The organism is Roseovarius sp. MBR-51 (genome assembly GCF_053628575.1).
The window spans coordinates 306,240-325,525 of the sequence record NZ_JBRJGQ010000003.1; the positions used below are offsets into that span (position 1 = coordinate 306,240).

At 61.5% G+C, this 19,286-nt stretch carries 18 protein-coding genes and 1 tRNA gene; 10 read left to right on the top strand and 9 right to left on the bottom strand.

The annotated features are described in order from the left end of the window. Positions 1 to 21 precede the first annotated feature (21 nt). Both ACSSVY_RS06000 and ACSSVY_RS06005 read right to left on the bottom strand, forming a co-directional pair. The gene (locus tag ACSSVY_RS06000; RefSeq protein ID WP_454268499.1) at positions 22 to 1,275 is read right to left on the bottom strand and encodes a sarcosine oxidase subunit beta family protein; all 1,254 of its coding nucleotides are present in this window, start codon (positions 1,273 to 1,275) and stop codon (positions 22 to 24) included. Between the two features lie 119 nt (positions 1,276 to 1,394). Next, positions 1,395 to 2,825, bottom strand: a complete 1,431-nt coding sequence (locus tag ACSSVY_RS06005; protein ID WP_297778961.1) for a Glu/Leu/Phe/Val family dehydrogenase — start codon at positions 2,823 to 2,825, stop codon at positions 1,395 to 1,397. Between the two features lie 356 nt (positions 2,826 to 3,181). Between ACSSVY_RS06005 and ACSSVY_RS06010 the strand changes: the two genes are divergently transcribed. Genes ACSSVY_RS06010 through ACSSVY_RS06020 form a run of 3 tightly spaced genes read left to right on the top strand, consistent with a single transcriptional unit; the run spans position 3,182 to position 6,074 of the window. Further along, the gene (locus tag ACSSVY_RS06010; protein WP_454268500.1) at positions 3,182 to 4,951 is read left to right on the top strand and encodes a pilus assembly protein TadG-related protein; all 1,770 of its coding nucleotides are present in this window, start codon (positions 3,182 to 3,184) and stop codon (positions 4,949 to 4,951) included. Beyond that, positions 4,948 to 5,487, top strand: a complete 540-nt coding sequence (locus ACSSVY_RS06015; RefSeq protein ID WP_454268501.1) for a TadE/TadG family type IV pilus assembly protein — start codon at positions 4,948 to 4,950, stop codon at positions 5,485 to 5,487. The genes ACSSVY_RS06010 and ACSSVY_RS06015 overlap by 4 nt, the downstream gene beginning before the upstream one ends. Beyond that, positions 5,487 to 6,074 carry a TadE/TadG family type IV pilus assembly protein gene (locus tag ACSSVY_RS06020; protein ID WP_454268502.1) on the top strand — a complete coding sequence of 196 codons (588 nt, stop codon included), beginning with the start codon at positions 5,487 to 5,489 and terminating at the stop codon, positions 6,072 to 6,074. The genes ACSSVY_RS06015 and ACSSVY_RS06020 overlap by 1 nt, the downstream gene beginning before the upstream one ends. 109 nt (positions 6,075 to 6,183) lie before the next feature. Here ACSSVY_RS06020 and ACSSVY_RS06025 read toward each other — a convergent pair whose 3' ends face one another. Beyond that, a complete protein-coding gene (locus ACSSVY_RS06025) occupies positions 6,184 to 6,663 on the bottom strand; it encodes a hypothetical protein (RefSeq protein WP_454268503.1) in 480 nt (159 codons plus the stop codon). 154 nt (positions 6,664 to 6,817) lie between these two features. Here ACSSVY_RS06025 and ACSSVY_RS06030 point away from each other — a divergent pair, with 154 nt between their 5' ends. After that, entirely contained in the window at positions 6,818 to 7,720 is a 903-nt protein-coding gene (locus tag ACSSVY_RS06030) for a pirin family protein (protein WP_454268504.1), read from the top strand. Positions 7,721 to 7,825: 105 nt separating this feature from the next. On the opposite strand, the gene ACSSVY_RS06035 is transcribed toward ACSSVY_RS06030, so the two are convergent. Next, on the bottom strand, positions 7,826 to 8,413 hold the full coding sequence (locus ACSSVY_RS06035; protein ID WP_454268505.1) for a TetR family transcriptional regulator: 588 nt from the start codon (positions 8,411 to 8,413) through the stop codon (positions 7,826 to 7,828). Between the two features lie 106 nt (positions 8,414 to 8,519). Here ACSSVY_RS06035 and ACSSVY_RS06040 point away from each other — a divergent pair, with 106 nt between their 5' ends. The 6 genes from ACSSVY_RS06040 to ACSSVY_RS06065 all read left to right on the top strand — a co-directional run bounded on the left by ACSSVY_RS06040 (position 8,520) and on the right by ACSSVY_RS06065 (position 14,073). Further along, complete coding sequence (locus ACSSVY_RS06040; RefSeq protein WP_454268506.1) at positions 8,520 to 8,816, top strand: hypothetical protein; 297 nt, start codon at positions 8,520 to 8,522, stop codon at positions 8,814 to 8,816. Positions 8,817 to 8,913: 97 nt separating this feature from the next. Continuing rightward, positions 8,914 to 10,200, top strand: a complete 1,287-nt coding sequence (locus ACSSVY_RS06045; RefSeq protein ID WP_454268507.1) for a homoserine dehydrogenase — start codon at positions 8,914 to 8,916, stop codon at positions 10,198 to 10,200. A gap of 78 nt (positions 10,201 to 10,278) precedes the next feature. Further along, on the top strand, positions 10,279 to 11,244 hold the full coding sequence (gene glpX, locus ACSSVY_RS06050) for a class II fructose-bisphosphatase (RefSeq protein ID WP_296628249.1): 966 nt from the start codon (positions 10,279 to 10,281) through the stop codon (positions 11,242 to 11,244). 73 nt (positions 11,245 to 11,317) lie between these two features. Beyond that, positions 11,318 to 13,066 (top strand): single-stranded-DNA-specific exonuclease RecJ, encoded by a 1,749-nt coding sequence (recJ, locus tag ACSSVY_RS06055; protein WP_454268508.1) that lies wholly within the window; start codon positions 11,318 to 11,320, stop codon positions 13,064 to 13,066. A gap of 125 nt (positions 13,067 to 13,191) precedes the next feature. Further along, positions 13,192 to 13,266 (top strand) — tRNA-Glu (locus ACSSVY_RS06060). A 522-nt stretch (positions 13,267 to 13,788) separates the two neighbouring features. Further along, positions 13,789 to 14,073 (top strand): hypothetical protein, encoded by a 285-nt coding sequence (locus ACSSVY_RS06065; protein ID WP_454268509.1) that lies wholly within the window; start codon positions 13,789 to 13,791, stop codon positions 14,071 to 14,073. On the opposite strand, the gene ACSSVY_RS06070 is transcribed toward ACSSVY_RS06065, so the two are convergent. The 5 genes from ACSSVY_RS06070 to ACSSVY_RS06090 form a co-directional block, all read right to left on the bottom strand. Beyond that, positions 14,067 to 15,680 carry a thiamine pyrophosphate-binding protein gene (locus tag ACSSVY_RS06070; RefSeq protein WP_454268510.1) on the bottom strand — a complete coding sequence of 538 codons (1,614 nt, stop codon included), beginning with the start codon at positions 15,678 to 15,680 and terminating at the stop codon, positions 14,067 to 14,069. The two genes, ACSSVY_RS06065 and ACSSVY_RS06070, sit on opposite strands and share 7 nt — an antisense overlap. A 26-nt stretch (positions 15,681 to 15,706) precedes the next feature. Next, the gene (locus ACSSVY_RS06075) at positions 15,707 to 17,155 is read right to left on the bottom strand and encodes a TrkH family potassium uptake protein (RefSeq protein ID WP_454268511.1); all 1,449 of its coding nucleotides are present in this window, start codon (positions 17,153 to 17,155) and stop codon (positions 15,707 to 15,709) included. A 63-nt stretch (positions 17,156 to 17,218) separates the two neighbouring features. Then, positions 17,219 to 17,446, bottom strand: a complete 228-nt coding sequence (locus ACSSVY_RS06080) for a DUF1127 domain-containing protein (protein ID WP_454268512.1) — start codon at positions 17,444 to 17,446, stop codon at positions 17,219 to 17,221. A 159-nt stretch (positions 17,447 to 17,605) separates the two neighbouring features. Then, a complete protein-coding gene (locus ACSSVY_RS06085; protein WP_454268513.1) occupies positions 17,606 to 18,265 on the bottom strand; it encodes a glutathione S-transferase N-terminal domain-containing protein in 660 nt (219 codons plus the stop codon). A gap of 28 nt (positions 18,266 to 18,293) precedes the next feature. Further along, complete coding sequence (locus tag ACSSVY_RS06090) at positions 18,294 to 19,235, bottom strand: hypothetical protein (RefSeq protein ID WP_454268514.1); 942 nt, start codon at positions 19,233 to 19,235, stop codon at positions 18,294 to 18,296. Positions 19,236 to 19,286 lie beyond the last annotated feature (51 nt).

Genomic DNA, 19,286 nt, shown 5'->3' on the forward strand with positions numbered 1-19,286 from the left:
ATCTTGCCCTTTCCGCGCCGCTCAATGCAGGTTGTGCTGCGCACCGGTGCCTTCTTCGTCCATCAGCCCCCGGCCCGTCCGGAACCGATCCAGCCGGAATCCCGTGGCCGCCGGATGCGGCCTGTCCGTCGCGATAAGATGCGCCATCGCATCCCCCGAACCGGGCACAGCCTTGAACCCGCCATAGCACCAGCCGCAATTGAGATAGAGCCCCTCGATGCCCGCATGGTCGATGATGGGCGAGCCATCGGGCGACATATCCATGATCCCGCCCCAACTGCGCAGCACGCGGGCATTGCCGATCATCGGCATCAGCGTCATGCCCGCCTCCATCACATGCTCGACAATCGGCAGGTTGCCGCGCGCCGCATAGGACGCATACATGTCCAGATCACCGCCAAAGACGAGCCCGCCCTTGTCCGACTGGCTGATATAGAAATGTCCCATGCCAAAACTGATCACATGGTCGATGCAGGGCTTCAGCCCTTCTGTGACAAAGGCCTGCAACACATGGCTTTCGATCGGCAGGCGCATCCCCGCCATCGCCGCCACCTGAGAGGACCGCCCCGCCACCACAATCGCCAGTTTTTTCGCCCGGATGGTGCCACGCGTGGTCTGCACGCCGCGCACGCGGCCGCCCTCAACATTGATCCCCGTCACTTCGCAATTCTGGATCAGGTCCACACCCCGGTCGCTTGCGCCTCGCGCATAGCCCCAGGCAACAGCATCATGCCGGGCTGTGCCCGCCCGGCGCTGCAACAGTCCGCCATGAATTGGAAACCGGGCCTGATCATAATCCAGATATGGAACCAAACGTTTAAGCTGCGCCACGCTCAGCAGTTCGGCATCATCGCCCTGATTGATCATGGCATTGCCACGCCGCGCAATCGCATCGCGCTGCCCGTCTGAATGAAACAGCACGATCTGTCCGCGTTGGCTGTGCATGACGTTGTAATTCAGATCTTCCTCCAACCCCTCCCAGAGCTTCAGGGAATGGCTGTAGAACTCCGAATTGCCCGGCAGGAAGTAATTGGCGCGCACGATGGTGGTGTTGCGCCCCACATTGCCACCGCCCAGATAGCCCTTTTCCAGCACCGCGACATTGGTGATCCCGTGGCGTTTTGCCAGATAATAGGCCGTGGCCAGCCCATGCCCGCCACCGCCGATGATGACAACATCATACTCGGATTTGGGCGCGGCATCGCGCCAATGCGCCTGCCAGCCCTTGTTGCCGGTCAGGCCTTCCTTGAGAACCTTCAGCCCCGAAAACCGCATCCGCCACCCCTTTATCCTGCTGTGCCGCGACTGAACCAACTTCGCCCATCAATAGCAATGGCAGAGCCGAAGCTCTGCCATCTTTCCCGCCATTTTCAGGCCCATGCGCGACGCGGGCCTCAGAGCCCCATGGCGCGATAGCTCGCCGCGACCTTGGCGATGGACACGAGATAGGCCGCTGTGCGCAGATCCGTCACATCCTGACGACCGTGCCAGACCTCGCGCATCGACTGATACGCGGTGCGCATCGTGTCATCGAGCCCCGAACGAACAAGCTCCAGCTCCCCAGCACCCTTGAGGTATTTCTGCTTGAAATCCGGCGACATTTCCCAGGCATCCCCCAGTCCCCGGTTGAGCCGCTGCAATTCCGTCACCAAGAGTTGATGCCGCGCCTCTTCCTGTCGCCGCCCGATCCGGCCAAAACGGATATGGCTCAGGTTCTTGACCCATTCGAAATAGGACACTGTCACACCGCCTGCATTGGCATACATGTCCGGAATGATCACCGTGCCCTTCTGGCGCAGGATATCATCGGCCCCTGCAGTCACCGGGCCATTCGCGGCCTCGATGATCAAAGGCGCCTTGATCTGCGCGGCATTGCTGAGGTTGATCACCCCCTCCATGGCCGCCGGAACGAGGATGTCACAGGCATTTTCCAGGACCTTGCTGCCATCCTTGACATACTTGCCCTCAGGATAGCCATCGACGCCCCCATGCTTTGCGATCCAATTGCGCACCGCCTCGACATTCAGCCCCTTGTCATCCGTCAGCGCGCCGTCACGCTCGATAATGCCGGTGATCAGACAACCATCCTCTTCGCTCAGAAATTTGGCCGCGTGATAGCCCACATTGCCAAGCCCCTGCACGATGACCCGCTTGCCTTCGAGTGTGCCTGAGAGGTGCGCCGCCGCAATATCCTCGGGATGGCGAAAGAATTCCTGAAGCGCATATTGCACGCCCCGCCCCGTCGCCTCGACCCGGCCCTGAATACCACCCGCATTGATCGGCTTGCCGGTCACGCAGGCGCGATAGTTGATATCGGTTGTGTTCATGCGTTTATACTGGTCGGCAATCCACGCCATCTCGCGCTCGCCGGTGCCCATGTCGGGGGCGGGCACGTTCTGCGCAGGATTGATGAGGTCGCGCTTGATCAGCTCATAGGCAAACCGCCGGGTGATCAGCTCCAGCTCATGCTCTTCCCACTCGCGCGGATCAATTCGCAAACCGCCCTTGGAGCCGCCAAACGGTGCCTCCACAAGCGCGCATTTATAGGTCATCAGCGCCGCGAGCGCCTCGACCTCGTCCTGATTGACGCCCATGGCGTAGCGGATACCGCCCTTGACCGGCTCCATGTGCTCAGAATGAACGCTGCGATAGCCTGTGAATGTATGAATCTGACCGCGTAGTCGCACACCAAACCTGACCGTGTAGGTGGCATTGCACACGCGGATTTTCTCTTCCAGACCGGGTGGCAAATCCATCAGCGCGACCGCGCGGTTGAACATCAGATCCACGCTCTCGCGAAAACTCGGTTCCTTGCTGACGTGCATGTGTCCTCTCCCTGTTGCGACCCGGACCGCTTGTTCCGTGCGAGGACAAATGATCCGAACGTCAAAGCCATGGTTAAGGGTTATGGCCATTTTGTCCACCCGCGTGAATCGCCAATCGCTTGAAAGTCACCCGGATGACGGCGCGCACCCGCCTTTGTCGCCAGTAATCCAACAATCGCAGAGCAACCTTTATATTGTTGATTTGAGGGGGTTAACTTCTGCGATTCCGTCGGAAACCTGCCTTAATTCGGCCATAGAAGAGCGGGATATACGACGTTGGTGCATTGCGTGGCTTACGGCCAGCGACGTCACAATGAGGTGTTCAAATGCGTATTGAAGGCAGCACTATTAAAGGAATGACGCCGCGTGTTGAAAACGCGACGACCGGACTTGTCGAACACACCGAGATGTTCCTTCAAGAGGAAGACGGTACTGTAACCCTCTTGTCTTTCTTCATCTTTGTGATGTTTCTGCTGATGGGCGGTATCGGCCTTGATACCATGCGTCAGGAAATGGCGCGCGCCAGTCTACAGGCCACGCTGGACCGGGCCGTGCTCGCAGGGGCGACCGCATTCAACAACGAAGCCGCGCGCGACGTGATCGAAGACTACTTCGACAAATCCGGACAGGCCGACTACCTTGCGGCCGAGCAGGAAGGCGATATTGATATCCGCCTCAACTCGTCCAAGGTCACAGCACGCGCATCCCAGACCCTCGACACCTATCTCATGCGTCTCGCCGGGGTCGATACCCTGGAATCCGCCGGGAATTCCACCGCCGAGGTGACGATCCCCAAACTTGAAATTGCCATGGCGCTCGACGTGTCGGGTTCCATGATGGGCTCACGCATCGACGCGCTCAGGCCCGCCGCCATAAAGTTCGTCGACTCCATTCTCGACAGCACGGAACCGAATGACGCGGTGATCTCGGTGGTCCCGTTCAGTTGGGGCGTGACACCCTCGAAAGAAATTTTCGAGGCGCTCACGGTCAACAAAACCCATTTGTATTCCTCCTGCATCGAACTGCAGGACGATGATTTCGACACAACCACGATTAATCCCAATACGGCCTATAATCAGTTGATCTATACCTCCCGCGAGGGCACGACTTTTCGCGATCTGACGACAACACCACTGACAGACTTCGACGATACCTATTACCAGTCCTGCTATACTCAGGATTACTTCAATATCCTGCCCTATGCGACCACCAAAGCCGCCCTGCATGCCAAGATCAACGCGCTCGAGGCGGGCGGCAGTACGTCAAATGACGAGGGCGTCAAATGGTCGGCGGCGCTCCTTGATCCTGCCTTCGTACCGGTTGTCCAGAGCCTGCAAGAAGAAGTCCAGTTGCCACAAGACGATGGGACGATCCTGACCTATTCGCTGGTCGAACCCGCGCTGACCAACATGCCAGCGGTTTTCAACCAGAGCGACACGCTCAAGGTTATCGTGCTGATGGGTGACGGGGCCAATGACAATTCCTACCGCTTCAGCAACTCGTATCGCGGTCCGAACTCGGATCTTTTCAAACTTACCTATGAAGAAATGCAGTTCCTCTACCTCCAGCGGAACTATGACCATCGCCGTTGGTATGGGTCGCAATACCAAGCCTACTGCAACTATAGTGGGTACACATGCGAATATGCCCCTACAGGTGAGGAACAGGTCAGCTATTACCTGCGCCGCCCTTCGGACAGCCGCATGTTCAACGTCACCGACGGAGGCGACGTTTCTTGGTCCACATTCAACAATTACGATGAAGAGACCCTGCCCGGCTTCATTGACAGCGAGCGTCTGAGCTGGGAAACCGCTTGGGGTCTCATGTCGACGCGCTTTTACCGGAATAAAACCGGCAGCACGGGCCCTTGGAACGACTACCTCAACAATCCGATCGACCGGAGCGACAAGGACGAGCGTCTGGATGACATTTGCGACGCGGCCAAATCCAACGGGATCGTAATCTATACCATTGCCTTCGAGATGGGCAGCCAGCCGACCGGCGCTGACAAGATCCAGAAATGTGCCACATCGATCAACCATCACTACAATGCCACTACAGTGAATATCGGCAGTGCCTTCAGCGCCATCGCGGCCAATGTGAAGCAATTGAGGTTGACCCAATGACCCGTGCATTCAAAGATATCCTCCGCCGGTTCCGGCGCGACGAACGTGGAACCGCATCACTTGAGTTCGTGCTGGTGGCCCCCTTCTTCCTTGGGATCATGATCTTTTCGATCGAGTTGGGATTTGTCACGATGCGCGCGACCTTCCTCGAGCGGGGCCTGGATATGGCCGTGCGCGAGGTACGTCTCGGCACCGGGACGGCCCCTCAGCACGACGATATCAAACAGATCATTTGCGACAACACGATCATCATAAACGATTGCGCAAGCAACCTGCAGCTGGAAATGCGGCCTGCGGATATCCGCAACTTCAGCGCCCTCGATCAGAGCGCCGATTGCACGGATCAGGCCGAACCCGCCAAACCTGTGCGTGAATTCGTACCCGGCCAGCAGAACGAACTCATGCTTTTGCGCGCCTGCCTCAAATACAACCCCTTGTTCCCGGCGAATGTTTTGGGCAGCCAGTTGATCAACAACGGTAGCGGCGGTCAAGCCGCACTCATCGCGACGACCGCATTTGTTCAGGAGCCAATCTGATGGGTATGCGTCCTGCTCTTAATTTCCTGCGCCGCTTCTGGCAGCGTGAATGTGGCACGGTGGCCATGGAAACGGTCGTCATGTTCCCATTCCTCTTCATGGGCCTCACGTTCAGCTATGAATATTACGAGATGTTCCGCTATCAGAGTGTGCGCGAAAAGGCGACCTACACCGTTGCCGATATGCTGTCCCGTGAAACGGCAGTCGTCAACGCGACGTACATGAACAACGTCAAGGTGCTATTCGACTTGATAACCAATGACACGGGTGCAAATCAGGTGCGGGTGACAGTGGTCCGCTACCACTTTGACGCAGACAACAGTATCGACGAATTCGAGCTCAGATGGTCCGAAGTACGCGGCACAGGGTCGCTCAATCCGTTGAGCGACGATGATGTCCGCAACGCGCATGCTACTCTTCCGAACATGATCGACGGCCAAGAAATCATTCTGGTCGAGACCCTTTCAGAATACGATCCCGTCGTCACAACCGGTCTCTCCGCAGGGACAGAGATCAAGACGCGCATGTTCGTGCCACTCCGCTTTGCGGCTCAGCTCTGCTATGAGGGCGTTTGCACCGCCTCGTAAGGCCCTGTCTGACTTAGCCGCGCTGCTCTTCAGGCGCGATCCTGCAGCCGACAACAGCAGCCGACAACAGCACATGCGCCCGGGCCTCTCACCGAACCGCCTGGGCGCGTCAGGATGGCGCCCGTTTGGTCAGAAGCTCATGGATCTGCTCGGCCATGAATTTCGCTGGCGTACCAGAGGTGACACCTCCCACGCCAACACTCCGCCCGGTACGCCACCATAGCCCCGGCTGCCAAGCCGCCGGGGCTTTCTGCGTGAGCTTGATCGTGAATCCATTTGACGGTTTGAATGCGAAAACGCCGCGCTCAACCGAGCGAATATGCTCGATCGGGGCAATCATGCGCCCTGTATTGTCGCGCAAACCTTCGCGCGTCAGCACAAGCCATTGCGCCGTCGCGCGCCACATCCGCTCTGCCAGAAAAACGCAAGTTCCACCAAACCCGACCATAAACACCTGCCAGCCAAGGCTGGGCGACTGCACCAGTGCCAGATAAAGCAGGGTCAGCCCCAGACCCGCGACCGAGCCGACGCCTAACATCCGCCGACCCGCGGAGGCCCCAAGCGCCGCCAATACCTCGTCATCCTGCATACAATCTCTCCCTTTGCGCTCGCCTTTACCCCGGATCGCTCCCCGTGGCGAGAGGGGCGCACGCAAATTGCACAGCCGCGGTTCACAGGTGAACAGATCGGACCGTTCCACCGGCCAGATCCGCTCCTATATGTTAGCCCAAAGGAGACCTATCATGTCCATCAGACCCGTTTTGGAACACCGCCAAGCAACCCCGACTCTGGAAGGGGCGGGCGTGCATCTGCACCGCGCCTTCGGCTTTCAAGACCCCAGCGAACTCGATCCGTTCCTCTTGTTCGACGATTTCCGCAACGATGATCCTGCACACTATGCAGCGGGTTTCCCGTGGCATCCGCATCGCGGCATCGAAACCATTACCTATGTGCTCCAAGGCGAGGTCGCGCATGGCGACAGCTTGGGCAATCAGGGCAGCTTGGGCGCGGGCGATGTGCAATGGATGACCGCCGGATCGGGCATCCTGCATCAGGAAATGCCACGCGGCAACGCGCAGGGGCAAATGCACGGCTTTCAACTCTGGGCCAACTTGCCCGCTGCGCAAAAAATGACCGCCCCCCGTTATCAGGACGTGAAATCCGGGGAGATCCCCGAGATCACGGACGATGACGGCACCCGTGTGCGGGTGATCGTGGGGGATTTCTGGGGGCAGCGCGGCCCGGTCGACGGCATCGCCGCCGATCCGCAATATCTCGACATCTCGGTGCCTGCCGGGATCAGAAAGACCTTTCCGGTTGATACCTACCGGCGCAGCTTTGCCTATGTGTTCGAGGGTGCTGGCGCCTTTGCCGATGCCTCGAAACCGACCGGCGTCCTTCTGGAAAAGGAAGTGGCGGGGCAAGAGGTCCACATCCGCGACCACTCCGGCGACCGCACGCTGATCCGCTTTGGCACCGGCGACAGGGTCACCGTTCAGGCGGGAGAAGAGGGCGTGCGGTTCTTGCTGGTCTCCGGCGCGCCGATCCAAGAGCCCGTGGCCTGGCACGGACCCATCGTGATGAACACGCAGGACGAATTGCGTCAGGCGATGCGCGAATTGCGCGAGGGGTCTTTCATCAAGTGAGACGCGGGGGAAAGGCGAAGGGGCCTTTACGCCAAGCGACAAGCCGCGCGGGGGGGGGTGGACAAAGAGCGTTTCGAGCGCCCCTTGGCGCACCAAGCGCCCCCCTCATCCCAGCACCGACCGCCGCACCATGTCCCAATACACCGCCTCGACCTCCGCGAGCGACAACCGCCCTTGTTCGCGATACCAGGTATTGACCCCCGTCAGCATGGCAATCAGCGCCATGCTGGCGATCCGTGGCTCGGCGACCACCATCACGCCCGCCTCGGTTCCCCGCCGTAACACCGCCTCAAGCCGGGTCTCATAGTCCCGCCGCAGCCCCTCGATCACTTCGAAATTCGCGGGCTCCAGATTGCGTAACTCCATGTATGAGACAAAGACCGCATCCGCCCGGCTGGTGTTGAAGCGGATGTGAAACCGCGTGAACGCCTCCAGAGCCGCCATTGCGTCGCCGATAGGCACCGCCGCATCCCAGGCGACCAGCAGGTCCTCCATATGCCCGCGCATCAGGTCAAACAGCAGCGTTTGCTTATCCGGTGTGTAATTATAGAGCGCGCCCGCCTGCACCCCCACCGCTGCCGCAATCTGCCGCATCGAGACCGCGGCATAGCCATGCCGCGCAAAGAGATGCAAAGCCGCCTCGCGCACACGCGGTCCCGTGATGTCAGAATGAGAGCCTTGGGTTCGTGCCATAGCATGGCTTTAACTGAACATCTGTTCAGATCAAAGCCCCGCTTGCCCTTTACCCCTAAAGAATGGCAAGACAGCGACACCTGTCGGCACAAGGACTCCGGCCCGCATGCGCATACGCCCCGCTCTCGTCACGCTGCCCTTGATCGCCAGCCTCATCGCCGGATGTAGTGATCTGTTGCCTCTTGATGCCGCCCTGCGCAACGGCACACGGAGTGCCGCATATCCCGATCTGATCCCCGCTGAACAGATCACAGACCAGGGCACTACGAACCGGATCACACCCGAAACCGCCTCGGATCTGGATCAACGCAGCGCCGGGTTGCGGGCACGGGCGCAACGGCTCAAGGGTGGCGTGGTCGACCCCACGACACAAAGCCGCATGCAATCCGGCGTCACCAACTGAAAAACCACGCACCCACCGCCGCAAGCCGCGTTGCAAGGGACCGCCGAACCCGTTACATCGCGGCTCAATCCTTGCACAGCGACGATCGGAGAGCCCCATGAACACACCCCTGCGCCTTGGCATCGCCGGATTGGGCACGGTCGGCACCGGCGTCGTGCGGATCATCCGGCAAAAGGCCGATCTTCTGGCCGCCCGCGCCGGTCGCCCCGTGGTCATCACCGCTGTCTCGGCCCGCACCCGTGACAAGGATCGCGGCGTCACCCTCAGCGATTACGCCTGGGAAGATGATCCCGTGGCTCTTGCCAAACGCGACGATGTGGATGTGTTTCTGGAACTCATGGGCGGCTCGGATGGCCCCGCCAAGGCCGCGACCGAGGCGGCGATCGGCGCTGGCAAGGATGTCGTCACCGCCAACAAGGCGATGCTCGCACATCACGGACAGGCGCTGGCGCTGGCCGCCGAAAATGCAGGCTGCGTGATCCGGTTCGAGGCCGCTGTCGCGGGCGGCATCCCCGTCATCAAGGCGCTGACCGAAGGTCTGGCGGGCAATGACATCACCCGCGTCATGGGCGTCATGAACGGCACCTGCAACTATATCCTGACCCGCATGCAATCGGCAGGCCTGCCCTACGCAGAGGTCTTCGACGAGGCCGCCAAACTCGGCTATCTCGAGGCCGATCCGACGCTTGATGTGGGCGGTATCGACGCTGGTCACAAACTTGCGCTGCTCGCATCCATCGCCTTTGGCTGTCAGGTGAATTTCGACGGTGTGACGCTGGAAGGAATCGAGAAAATCACCATCGAGGATATTCGCCACGCCGCCGACATGGGCTATCGCATCAAGCTCTTAGGTGTGGCGCAGATGACCGGGCGCGGCCTCGAACAGCGCATGTCGCCCTGCCTCGTGCCCGATACGAGCCCCCTTGGCCAACTGGAAGGCGGCACCAATATGGTCGTGCTCGAAGGCGACAATGTCGAGCAGATCGTGCTGCGTGGTCCCGGCGCGGGCATGGGCCCCACGGCGAGCGCCGTGATGGGCGATGTCATGGACATCGCGCGCGGCTTTCGTCTGCCGACCTTCGGTCAACCCGCGTCCAGTCTCGCCCGCTGTCAGACGGCCGCAAGCGCCACCCCCGCGCCCTACTACATGCGCATGTCGCTGATCGACAAACCCGGCGCCTTGGCCAAAGTCGCAACCTGTCTGGGCGAGGCAGGCATTTCCATCGACCGCATGCGCCAGTATCGCCATGACGCCACCACAGCGCCGGTTCTGATCGTCACCCACAAGACCACGCGCGACGCACTGGAGACAGCCCTGAGCGCCATCAGCCGCCTTGACGTTCTGTCGGGCGACCCGGTGGCGCTGCGCATCGAAACCGTCTGACGCGGCCCGCCCGCCAGACTTGTGCGCCAGACAGACCGGCGCTAATGCTGATTTGACCCGATTTACAAGGACCGTTCCATGACCTCTGATACCGCCTTCAACGACCGCATGCTCTCACTCGGCCTCGCGCGTGTGGCCGAACAGGCTGCACTCGCCTGTGCGGACCTCATCGGGCGCGGTGATGAAAAGGCCGCCGATCAGGCCGCCGTCAATGCCATGCGCGAACAACTCAATATTCTGGCCATCAAGGGCGTTGTGGTGATCGGTGAAGGCGAGCGGGACGAGGCCCCGATGCTCTTCATCGGCGAGGAAGTTGGCACCGGCGACGGCCCCGGCGTCGATATCGCCCTCGATCCGCTCGAAGGCACCACCCTGACCGCCAAGGCCATGCCCAATGCCCTGACCGTCATCGCCATGGCCCCGCGCGGCACGCTGCTGCATGCCCCGGACACCTATATGGACAAGCTGGCCATCGGGCCGGGCTATCCCGAGAATGTCGTCTCCCTCGCCATGAGCCCCCGCGAGCGGGTCGAGGCGCTGGCCGCCGCGCGCGGCTGCCGGCCGTCCGAAATCACCGTCTGCGTGCTGGAACGCCCGCGCCATCAGGAAATGATCGACGAATTGCGCAGCACCGGGGCCGCCGTGTTCCTGATCCCCGATGGCGATGTGGCGGGCGTGATCCATTGCGCCGAAGCTGATCGCACCGGCATCGACATGTACATGGGCACCGGTGGCGCGCCCGAGGGCGTGCTGGCCGCGTCTGCGCTCAAATGCATGGGCGGGCAAATGTGGGGCCGTCTTGTGTTTCGCAACGAAGATGAACGCGCCCGCGCCGCCAAGGCCGGGATCACCGATTTCGACCGCATCTATTCCCGCGACGAGATGGTGACATCCGATGTGATCTTTGCCGCAACTGGCGTCACCGACGGCTCAATCCTCTCGGGTGTCAAACGTCGTCCCGGCTATGTCGAAACCGAGACCCTGCTGATGCGCTCGCGCACCGGATCAGTGCGGCGCATGATCTATCGCAGCAAGCGGGACTGAACACAAAAGAGGCGCGGGCGCTGCCCCCGCAGCCCCGAGGTATTTAACGCCAGACGAATGAGAGGAGGCGCGTATGGGACCGGCCTTTCTCGGAGTTGAACAGTCGCTGACCAGGCGCCGCTGGATTGGTCCGGGCGTGGAAACCGACCGTCTTGCCGAGGCGATGGCACAGACGACCACCTTGCCCCGCCCGCTCTGCCAGACGCTGGCGCGGCTGGGCGTGGCAGAGGAAGATGCCGAAGCCTATCTCAGCCCCGCCCTCCGCGATCTCTTGCCCGATCCGCGGTCCCTGCGCGATATGGAGAGCGCCGCCGCGCGCTTTCTCAAGGCCGTCAAGGCTGGCGAACGGATTGCGATCTTTGCCGATTACGATGTCGATGGCGGCACCTCTGCCGCGCTGCTGATCGACTGGCTGCGCCAGATGCAGGCGCCCACCCCCACCCTTTATATCCCCGACCGCATCGACGAGGGCTATGGCCCGAATGTCCCTGCCATGACCGATCTGGCGTCGCGCCATGATCTGATCGTCTGCGTTGATTGCGGCACCCTGAGCCATGAGGCCATTGCCGCCGCAAAGGGCGCTGATGTGGTCGTGCTCGATCACCATCTGGGCGGTGAGACGCTGCCCCCTGCACTGGCCGTGGTCAATCCAAACCGACAGGACGAGAGCGGCGATCTGGCGCATCTCTGCGCCGCCGGGGTGGTCTTTCTGATGCTGGTCGAGGCCGGTCGTCAACTGCGCGAGAGCGGCGCACAGGGGCCGGACCTTATGGCGATGCTCGATCTGGTGGCACTGGCCACCGTGGCCGATGTGGCGCCGCTCATCGGCGTCAATCGCGCGTTTGTACGCCAAGGCCTGCGTATCATGGCGCGCCGCGATCGTCCGGGCCTTGTCGCGCTGGCAGATGTCGCCCGGATGGACACCGCGCCCAATGCCTATCACTTGGGCTTTCTTCTGGGGCCACGTGTCAATGCCGGGGGGCGGATCGGCAAGGCGGACCTTGGTGCACGCCTCCTCGCCTGTGACAATGCCTCAGAGGCCCGCGCCATGGCCGAACGTCTGGATCAACTCAACACCGAGCGACGCGACGTCGAAGCACTGGTGCGCGCCGCGGCCCTTGCACAGGCCGAGGAACGCGGGCTGGATGCCCCCCTCGTCTGGGCCGCAGGCGAAGGCTGGCATCCGGGCGTTGTCGGCATCGTCGCCAGCCGTCTCAAGGAAGTATCAAACCGCCCCGCGATCGTCATCGGGCTGGACGGCGACGAAGGCAAAGGCTCTGGTCGCTCCGTCTCGGGCGTGGATCTCGGAGCCGCCATTCAACGACTGGCCAGCGAAGGGCTCTTGATCAAGGGCGGTGGGCACAAGATGGCGGCGGGTCTTACAGTGGCCCGCGACCGGCTAGAGGCGGCCATGGCGCGGCTCTCGGAGTTGCTTGCCAAACAGGGCGCAGGCCAAAACGGCCCCGCCGATCTGCGGCTCGACGGTCTCTTGATGCCCGGTGCCGCCACCGTCGAACTGGTCGAGCGGATCGAAGCCGCCGGTCCCTTTGGCGCAGGCGCGTCCGGCCCCCGCTATGTCTTTCCCGATTGCCAGATCACCTTTGCCAAGGCCCTGAGCGGTGCCCATCTCAAACTGCGCTTTGGTGACGGCATGGGTGCCAGCCTTGACGCCATCTGCTTTGGCGCACTCGATGGGCCGCTGGGACCTGCCCTGCTGGCCCATGGCGGCGCGCGCTTTCATCTTGCGGGCCGGTTGGACATCAACACCTGGGGCGGGCGCCAAACCGTGCAACTTCGCCTAGAAGACGCCGCGCCAGCCTGAGACACGCCAATCAACGGCATGTGCCGCAAGGCTCAGGAAATTTTCTGAAAACCGCACCAAGTTTTTGCAGAATCCCTCTTGCACCCCCCGCCGCTTTTGCCTAGTTACGCGTCACGCCAAGGCATGGCCCGTTCGTCTATCGGTTAGGACGTCAGGTTTTCAACCTGAAAAGAGGGGTTCGACTCCCCTACGGGCTGCCATTTAAATCTTGCAAGGCATTGATTTTTCTTGGCCCTTCACAAAAGAGACCACATCGTCACACGGCACGTCGAGAAATGACGCCACCAGAGCGCATTACGCGTGCCATTCCGCAGAGTGCGATCTGAAAGGCACGGATGTTGTGACCTCAAAAACACCCGGCACAGCACGGCTAAGCCTCGTTTTAGCAACCGGACGGATAGCCTAAGGGGCACCAGCCGCATAGCCGCGCCTTGCGGCCATGACATGTCTGAACCCGCCACAAAAACGGCGGACAGCGGTCGATCTATCGCTCCAGGTCGCCCCATCCCGCCTGATACTATTACATTAAATTCAATTCCTTACGAAATATCCACGACGCCAGACTCCAGAAAGCCCGGATTTTGGGAATAATTCTAATTGAGGGCCGTTCTTTTGACATGGTCTTGACGCCAACGCGCCCCTGCGAGGCGGTGAACTCAAGACCCAAACACAGCAGTCTTGGCCGCAACAGCCAAACGCCCTCGTCAATTGGAGCCCATACCATGAGAACCATCCTGTCGCTTGTCACTGCCATTACGCTCGGTCTGACCGGGGCCGCGCAGGCGGATGTCTCAAAGAAAGTCGGCCGCGCCACTAAAATCAAGGTCGGCAAAAGCAGCGTCATGCCCCCCGCCGGCCATCAGGGCCAATGGTGGACCCACCCCTCGGGGTGCGAATACTCCCGCACGGGGCGACCCGGTGAAACCGTCTGGTATCTCATCATCAACACCGCCCGGCCCGGCTGTCCGGCCTATATTTCCGTCACCGGTCGCGGAGATGTTTACTGACCCCGCGCCGACAGAACTGGCGTCATGTGAATGAGCGTGGGGCGGTCCGCGCGCAGAGCCGCCTGTACCGCCTCTTGCAACTCGGTGGCACTCTGCGGGGCCTCGGCATAAGCGCCGTAAGCCCGCGCAAGGGCGCAGAAATCCGGATTATGCGCCTTGACCGCATTGGGCGCGATCTGCGCGCGCACCATGCTGTCCTCGATCTCTTTCAGCTTGGTATTGTCCCAGACCAGAATTGGCAGGGCGAGCCCCTGCTCGACCGCCGTGCCCAACTCCTGCACCGTATACTGAAACCCGTAATCGCCCGCGATTGCGACCGTAGGCAATCCCCGCCGCGCCATCGCCCCGCCAATCGCCGCCGGCAGCGCATAGCCCAGCGTGCCAAAGCCGGTGGGATGGTGCCAGTGACCGGGCCGCGTCATTGGCCAGACCTCCTTGGCGACATAGGCGAATTGCGTCATGTCCGAATAGATCATCGTGTCCTCGGGCAATGCTGCGCGCAAGGTATCGCAAATGCTGGCAATCCCCGGTCGCTCCGCATCGCTCTCGGCCCGCCACCGCGCCCGCGCGGACGCGATATCTTCAGCCCGCCAACCGCCGCGAGACCCGAGGTCAAGCGTCAAGAGCGCCCGCCCGAGCGCGCCCGCATCCGCGAGAATCCGGCGATCTCCCGATACAGCCCCACCCAGAACGCTCGCGTCGATATCCACCCGGATGAGCGGCGCACGATGCCCCAAATCTTCCCGCCACAGATCGTTCTGCGACAGCTCGCTTCCCACCACCAGCACAAGATCGGCCTCAGCGATGACCGACGCACTGTCAGGCCGCGCCAGATAGGCCCCGAAATCGAGCGGCGCTTGAGCCCCCATGATCCCGCGCCCGGCATAGCTGGTAAAGGTCGCAGCCCCCAGACGAGTGGCAATCTCGCGCCAGTCCGCGGCACTTTTCACAGCCCCGCCGCCCAGAATGAGCAGCGGCTTGCGCGCGTGCGTCAGCGCCTCGGCCACCTCCGCCGCCACCTCAGCGGCCAGCGCTGGCGTATGATCCAACGGCACCGCCGCCGGGGCGGCCTCGGCCATTCCCTCCAGCGCCGCAATCGGCACCTGAATATGCCGGGGGCGCCCGCGCCGGGTGGCAAACTCGACCAAGGCGCGGTCGATCAACCGATAGGCACTGGCCGCATCCCGCGCCTCTTCGCTCCATTCACAGACACAGCCCGCCGCCGCCCGCTGATCGCGCATCTGGTGCAACTGCCCTTGCTGCGCCGCCGTCTCGTCCAGACAGGACGACAGCACCAGCACCGGCACGCTGTCCGACCACGCCTGCCCCAGCGGCGTCAGGATATTGCACAGCCCCGGCCCGGTGATCACATAGGCCACCCCCGGCTGGCCCGTGGCCCGCGCATAGCCATCGGCCATGAACCCCGCGCCTTGTTCATGCCGCGCCAAAACATGCGTGATCCCGGCCTCTTCGATCCCGCGATACATTTCCTGATTATGCACCCCCGGAATACCAAAGATCACCTCAACGCCGCGTGATTTCAGCATGTGGCTGATCTGCGCCCCCAAGGGTGCCTGCGCACGAAACTCAACGGATTTCTCAGCCATCTCAGGCTCCTTATCAGGTCAGAATATCAGGGACGCCAGAATGACGGCAGAATGAGCACGATGACGGCCAGAATCTCCAACCGCCCCATCAACATGGCAAGAATCATCAATACCTTGGCCGCATCGGGAAAAGCCGAGAGCGATCCAGTCGCCCCCACACTCTGACCAAAGGCGGGACCGACGTTGAAGATCGAGGTCCAGGCCCCTGTGACCGATTCCATCAGGGTCAACCCCGTGAGTTCCAGAGCCACCGAAAAGAAACCCAGCGACAGGATATAGACGGTGAAGAGGAGCATCACCGATTGCAAAACCTCATCTTCCACCTTTCGCCCCTCATGGCGCAGCACCATCACACTCGATGGGTTGAAGATTCGACGCGCCTGCTGCCCCAGAGCCCGCAACATGAGCTGGTAGCGGAAAATCTTGATGGAACAGCCCGTGGACCCCGTGCAGCCGCCAATCGCGCCAACCGCGATCAACACAACAAACGGAAAATTGCCCCAGGCCGTCACGTCGCCGTCGCCATATCCGGTGCCAGAGAAAATCGAGACCACGTTGAACAACCGCTCCCGCAGGCTTTCTTCACTCATCCGGCCATTCATCAGGAAATCATAGACCGCCACCAAAGCAAACGCATAGAACAGCCACCGGAGATAGGTGCGCACCTGCGTGTCGCGATAGATCGGTTCCAGATTGCCATGCACCCCCTGCATCATTCGCACAAAGGGCAGACTGGCAAGGATCATAAACAGAACGCAGGCGTATTGCGGGGCCCCTGGAAACGCTCCGAAAGACACATCATAAGACGAGAAACCGCCAGTGGACACGGTGGTCAACGCATGCACTGTCGCATCGAACGCCCCCATTCCCAGCGTCAAATACGTCAGTGTGCAGACCGCCGTCAGCCCCAGATAAATGTTGAGCACCCCTTTCGAGATGTCGATGGTGCGCGGCAGCGCCTTGCCAAAGGTATCAAACCCCTCGGCGCGAAAGAACTGCATCCCCCCCACCCGCATCTCGGGCAGGAATACCAGCGCCACGATCACGATCCCCAGACCGCCCAGCCATTGCAGGATGCCCCGCCAGAGCAAGAGACCCTTGGGCAGGGTATCAAGCCCGGCAATCACCGTCGCGCCGGTCGTCGTCATCCCTGACATCGCCTCGAAAAACGCGTCGATGAAATCGAGATCGGTCTCGCCTAGAATGAACGGTAGCGCGCCAAAAAGCGGCAGCGCCACCCAGACCAGCGTGGTCAGCAAAAACGCCTGTTGGATCGTCAGCCCCTGATCCATCGAATTTTTGCAGGCCACCGCCACGAGCCCCCCCATCAGGCAGGTCACGATCATGCTCTCGGCAAACACCGGCCAATGTTCCCGCCCTTCGGCGATATCCACCAAAAGCGGCAACGCCATGGTCAGGCCCATGGCCATGACCATCAGGCCAACGAGATATCCCACGGGTCGCATATCGAACATGAGGCGCAGAGTTGGCCGTTGCCACTCAGACTGTCAAGCTGGATCAGCGCTTGCGCGGCCCTCTCACTCCGGCAGAATGTCCTCGAACACAAAGCTCGATATATCACCGCGGCTCAGGCCCATGCTCGCCAGTTCCGACTCGCTCAGGCTCTGGAGATGGGCCACACTCGCAAGCCTCTGGCGCGCCAAGAGATAGCCATTCATCCCGGCGGCGCGTTCCACCAGAAAAAGATCCAGATCGCGCCGCCATTGGGCGGGCATGAACCGGGTTGTCAGGTCGCTTTCGGCCATGGGGTTCCCTTTCTTGGATCAGACAGGTCCCCTCCCTCTGCACAGGATACCGCATCAGATCGCAAAAATCGCGTGCCCTGTTGAATGCCGCGCAAAGTGTTGCTGCATTGCAGCATTCCCATCAACTCGGCCTCGCCCACCCCAATAGCCGCCTGCGACTCACGGCTTCGCGGTCGGATCACGTCGCTTGTCGGCATGTAATGCCCGCCCGCGCCGGACCCCCTCCCGCGCCCCCACACGCTCGAGCCAGCGGGCGAAATGCGGCTTGTCCTCCAGCGTCTGTTGTTGCCCCTCCCAGAGCGAGCACCAGCCCCAGAGCGCCATATCGGCGATGGAATAGAAATCACCGGCAACAAAGTCATGCCGCGCCAATTGCCGGTCGAGCACACCGTAAAGCCGCGCCACCTCCGCCCGGTAGCGATCCTTGGCATAGGGGATATCGTCCTTGGCGAACTTCAGGAAATGATGCGCCTGTCCGGCCATCGGCCCGACACCGCCCATCTGCCACATCAGCCATTGATCGACCGCGATGTGGTCGCGCATGCTCACGCCATAAAACTGCCCGGTCTTGCGCGCCAGATATTGCAGGATCGCACCGGATTCGAAAATATGGATCGGCGCGCCGTCCGGCCCCTCGGGGTCGGTGATGGCGGGGATACGATTGTTGGGCGAGATTTTCAGATACTCAGGGGCGTGCTGATCGCCCGCACCAATATCAATCAGGTGACAGCGATACGGCAGTTCCATTTCCTCGAGGGCGATGGAAACTTTCCAGCCATTCGGCGTGGGCCAGTAATAGAGGTCAATCGGGGCGGGCATCGGTCATTCTCCTGAGCGTTGTCCCGGATCAGAATGACGGTTTGCGCCCCATTGGCAAGGGCAGGCGTATCTCTGGCAGGGTCAGAAGGCGCGACCAGCGCGGTTCGATTACGCAAGGCAGCGCCGCCCGGAGCGCGCCAAGCGACAAATCTGGGCCACGGCGCAACAGGCTGTTATATAGGCCAAAGACACCGGGCCGAGTATAGGGCGACCAGTGACAGATGCGCGCTGTTGCAGGCGCTATGGCAAATCCCGCACGCTCCAGCGCCGCCAATGTGCCGGAATGATCCATCTGCAGGTTCAGCACATTGGCGCCTCCGGGCAGCGCAAGGCCCAGACTCCGGTCCCCGCGTTTGGGCGGGGCAATGAGACATTCCAACAGGAAATCGTAAAAATCATTCTCGCGGCTGGTGATGTTGATCACCTCCGCCCAGCGCCCCGCAGGCGTGTCGAGCGCCTCTGCCGCGCGCTGACCAAATTCCGCCCCTGCCAACAGGATCACCCGGCTCAACGCCCCCGCCTGCAAATGCCCCAGCGCCGAGAGGACGACCCGCGCGCCCAGCGAATGCGCCACCGCGTGAACGGGCCGCTCCGGGGCAATGGCGCGACACATCTCAATCACCTGCGCCAGGTGGCGACCCGCCTCAGCCGCTGCGGCATAGGCCCCCCAGATATGGCCACGCGCCTGCCAGCCAAACCCGATGCCCAACCCTTCATCAGGCGCGCCCGCGCCAAATCCCAACCCGGCAGGCCAACTGCGCACCTTGAAACAGGTGCGCTCCGGTGCGAGCGAAAAAATATGGCGATGCGGGCATTCCGTGGCGTGGTTGGGCGCGTATTTGAAGCCATGCACCATCACGATCACGGGGCCATCTCCCACCGTGAGACCGGACAGGACAGAGCCGAGATCACCCGGCCCGTCATGCACCATCGGGCCCATCGGCCCCGCATTCACATGGATCAGCGGCATGTCCCTCATCCCACTAGATGTTGTGGGTGTGGGGTAACCGACGCATACGTC

Bases quoted from the DNA above. Each gene is read 5' to 3' on its own strand.
- ACSSVY_RS06010 (WP_454268500.1), top strand. From the start codon at position 3,182: ATGACGCCGCGTGTTGAAAACGCGACGACCGGACTTGTCGAACACACC.
- ACSSVY_RS06015 (WP_454268501.1), top strand. From the start codon at position 4,948: ATGACCCGTGCATTCAAAGATATCCTCCGCCGGTTCCGGCGCGACGAA.
- ACSSVY_RS06070 (WP_454268510.1), bottom strand. From the start codon at position 15,680: ATGGCTGAGAAATCCGTTGAGTTTCGTGCGCAGGCACCCTTGGGGGCG.
- ACSSVY_RS06090 (WP_454268514.1), bottom strand. From the start codon at position 19,235: ATGCCGCTGATCCATGTGAATGCGGGGCCGATGGGCCCGATGGTGCAT.
- ACSSVY_RS06000 (WP_454268499.1), bottom strand. From the start codon at position 1,275: ATGCGGTTTTCGGGGCTGAAGGTTCTCAAGGAAGGCCTGACCGGCAAC.
- ACSSVY_RS06080 (WP_454268512.1), bottom strand. From the start codon at position 17,446: ATGGCCGAAAGCGACCTGACAACCCGGTTCATGCCCGCCCAATGGCGG.
- ACSSVY_RS06020 (WP_454268502.1), top strand. From the start codon at position 5,487: ATGGGTATGCGTCCTGCTCTTAATTTCCTGCGCCGCTTCTGGCAGCGT.
- ACSSVY_RS06040 (WP_454268506.1), top strand. From the start codon at position 8,520: ATGCGCATACGCCCCGCTCTCGTCACGCTGCCCTTGATCGCCAGCCTC.
- ACSSVY_RS06085 (WP_454268513.1), bottom strand. From the start codon at position 18,265: ATGCCCGCCCCGATTGACCTCTATTACTGGCCCACGCCGAATGGCTGG.
- ACSSVY_RS06035 (WP_454268505.1), bottom strand. From the start codon at position 8,413: ATGGCACGAACCCAAGGCTCTCATTCTGACATCACGGGACCGCGTGTG.
- ACSSVY_RS06025 (WP_454268503.1), bottom strand. From the start codon at position 6,663: ATGCAGGATGACGAGGTATTGGCGGCGCTTGGGGCCTCCGCGGGTCGG.
- recJ (WP_454268508.1), top strand. From the start codon at position 11,318: ATGGGACCGGCCTTTCTCGGAGTTGAACAGTCGCTGACCAGGCGCCGC.
- ACSSVY_RS06075 (WP_454268511.1), bottom strand. From the start codon at position 17,155: ATGTTCGATATGCGACCCGTGGGATATCTCGTTGGCCTGATGGTCATG.
- ACSSVY_RS06030 (WP_454268504.1), top strand. From the start codon at position 6,818: ATGTCCATCAGACCCGTTTTGGAACACCGCCAAGCAACCCCGACTCTG.
- ACSSVY_RS06005 (WP_297778961.1), bottom strand. From the start codon at position 2,825: ATGCACGTCAGCAAGGAACCGAGTTTTCGCGAGAGCGTGGATCTGATG.
- ACSSVY_RS06045 (WP_454268507.1), top strand. From the start codon at position 8,914: ATGAACACACCCCTGCGCCTTGGCATCGCCGGATTGGGCACGGTCGGC.
- ACSSVY_RS06065 (WP_454268509.1), top strand. From the start codon at position 13,789: ATGAGAACCATCCTGTCGCTTGTCACTGCCATTACGCTCGGTCTGACC.
- glpX (WP_296628249.1), top strand. From the start codon at position 10,279: ATGACCTCTGATACCGCCTTCAACGACCGCATGCTCTCACTCGGCCTC.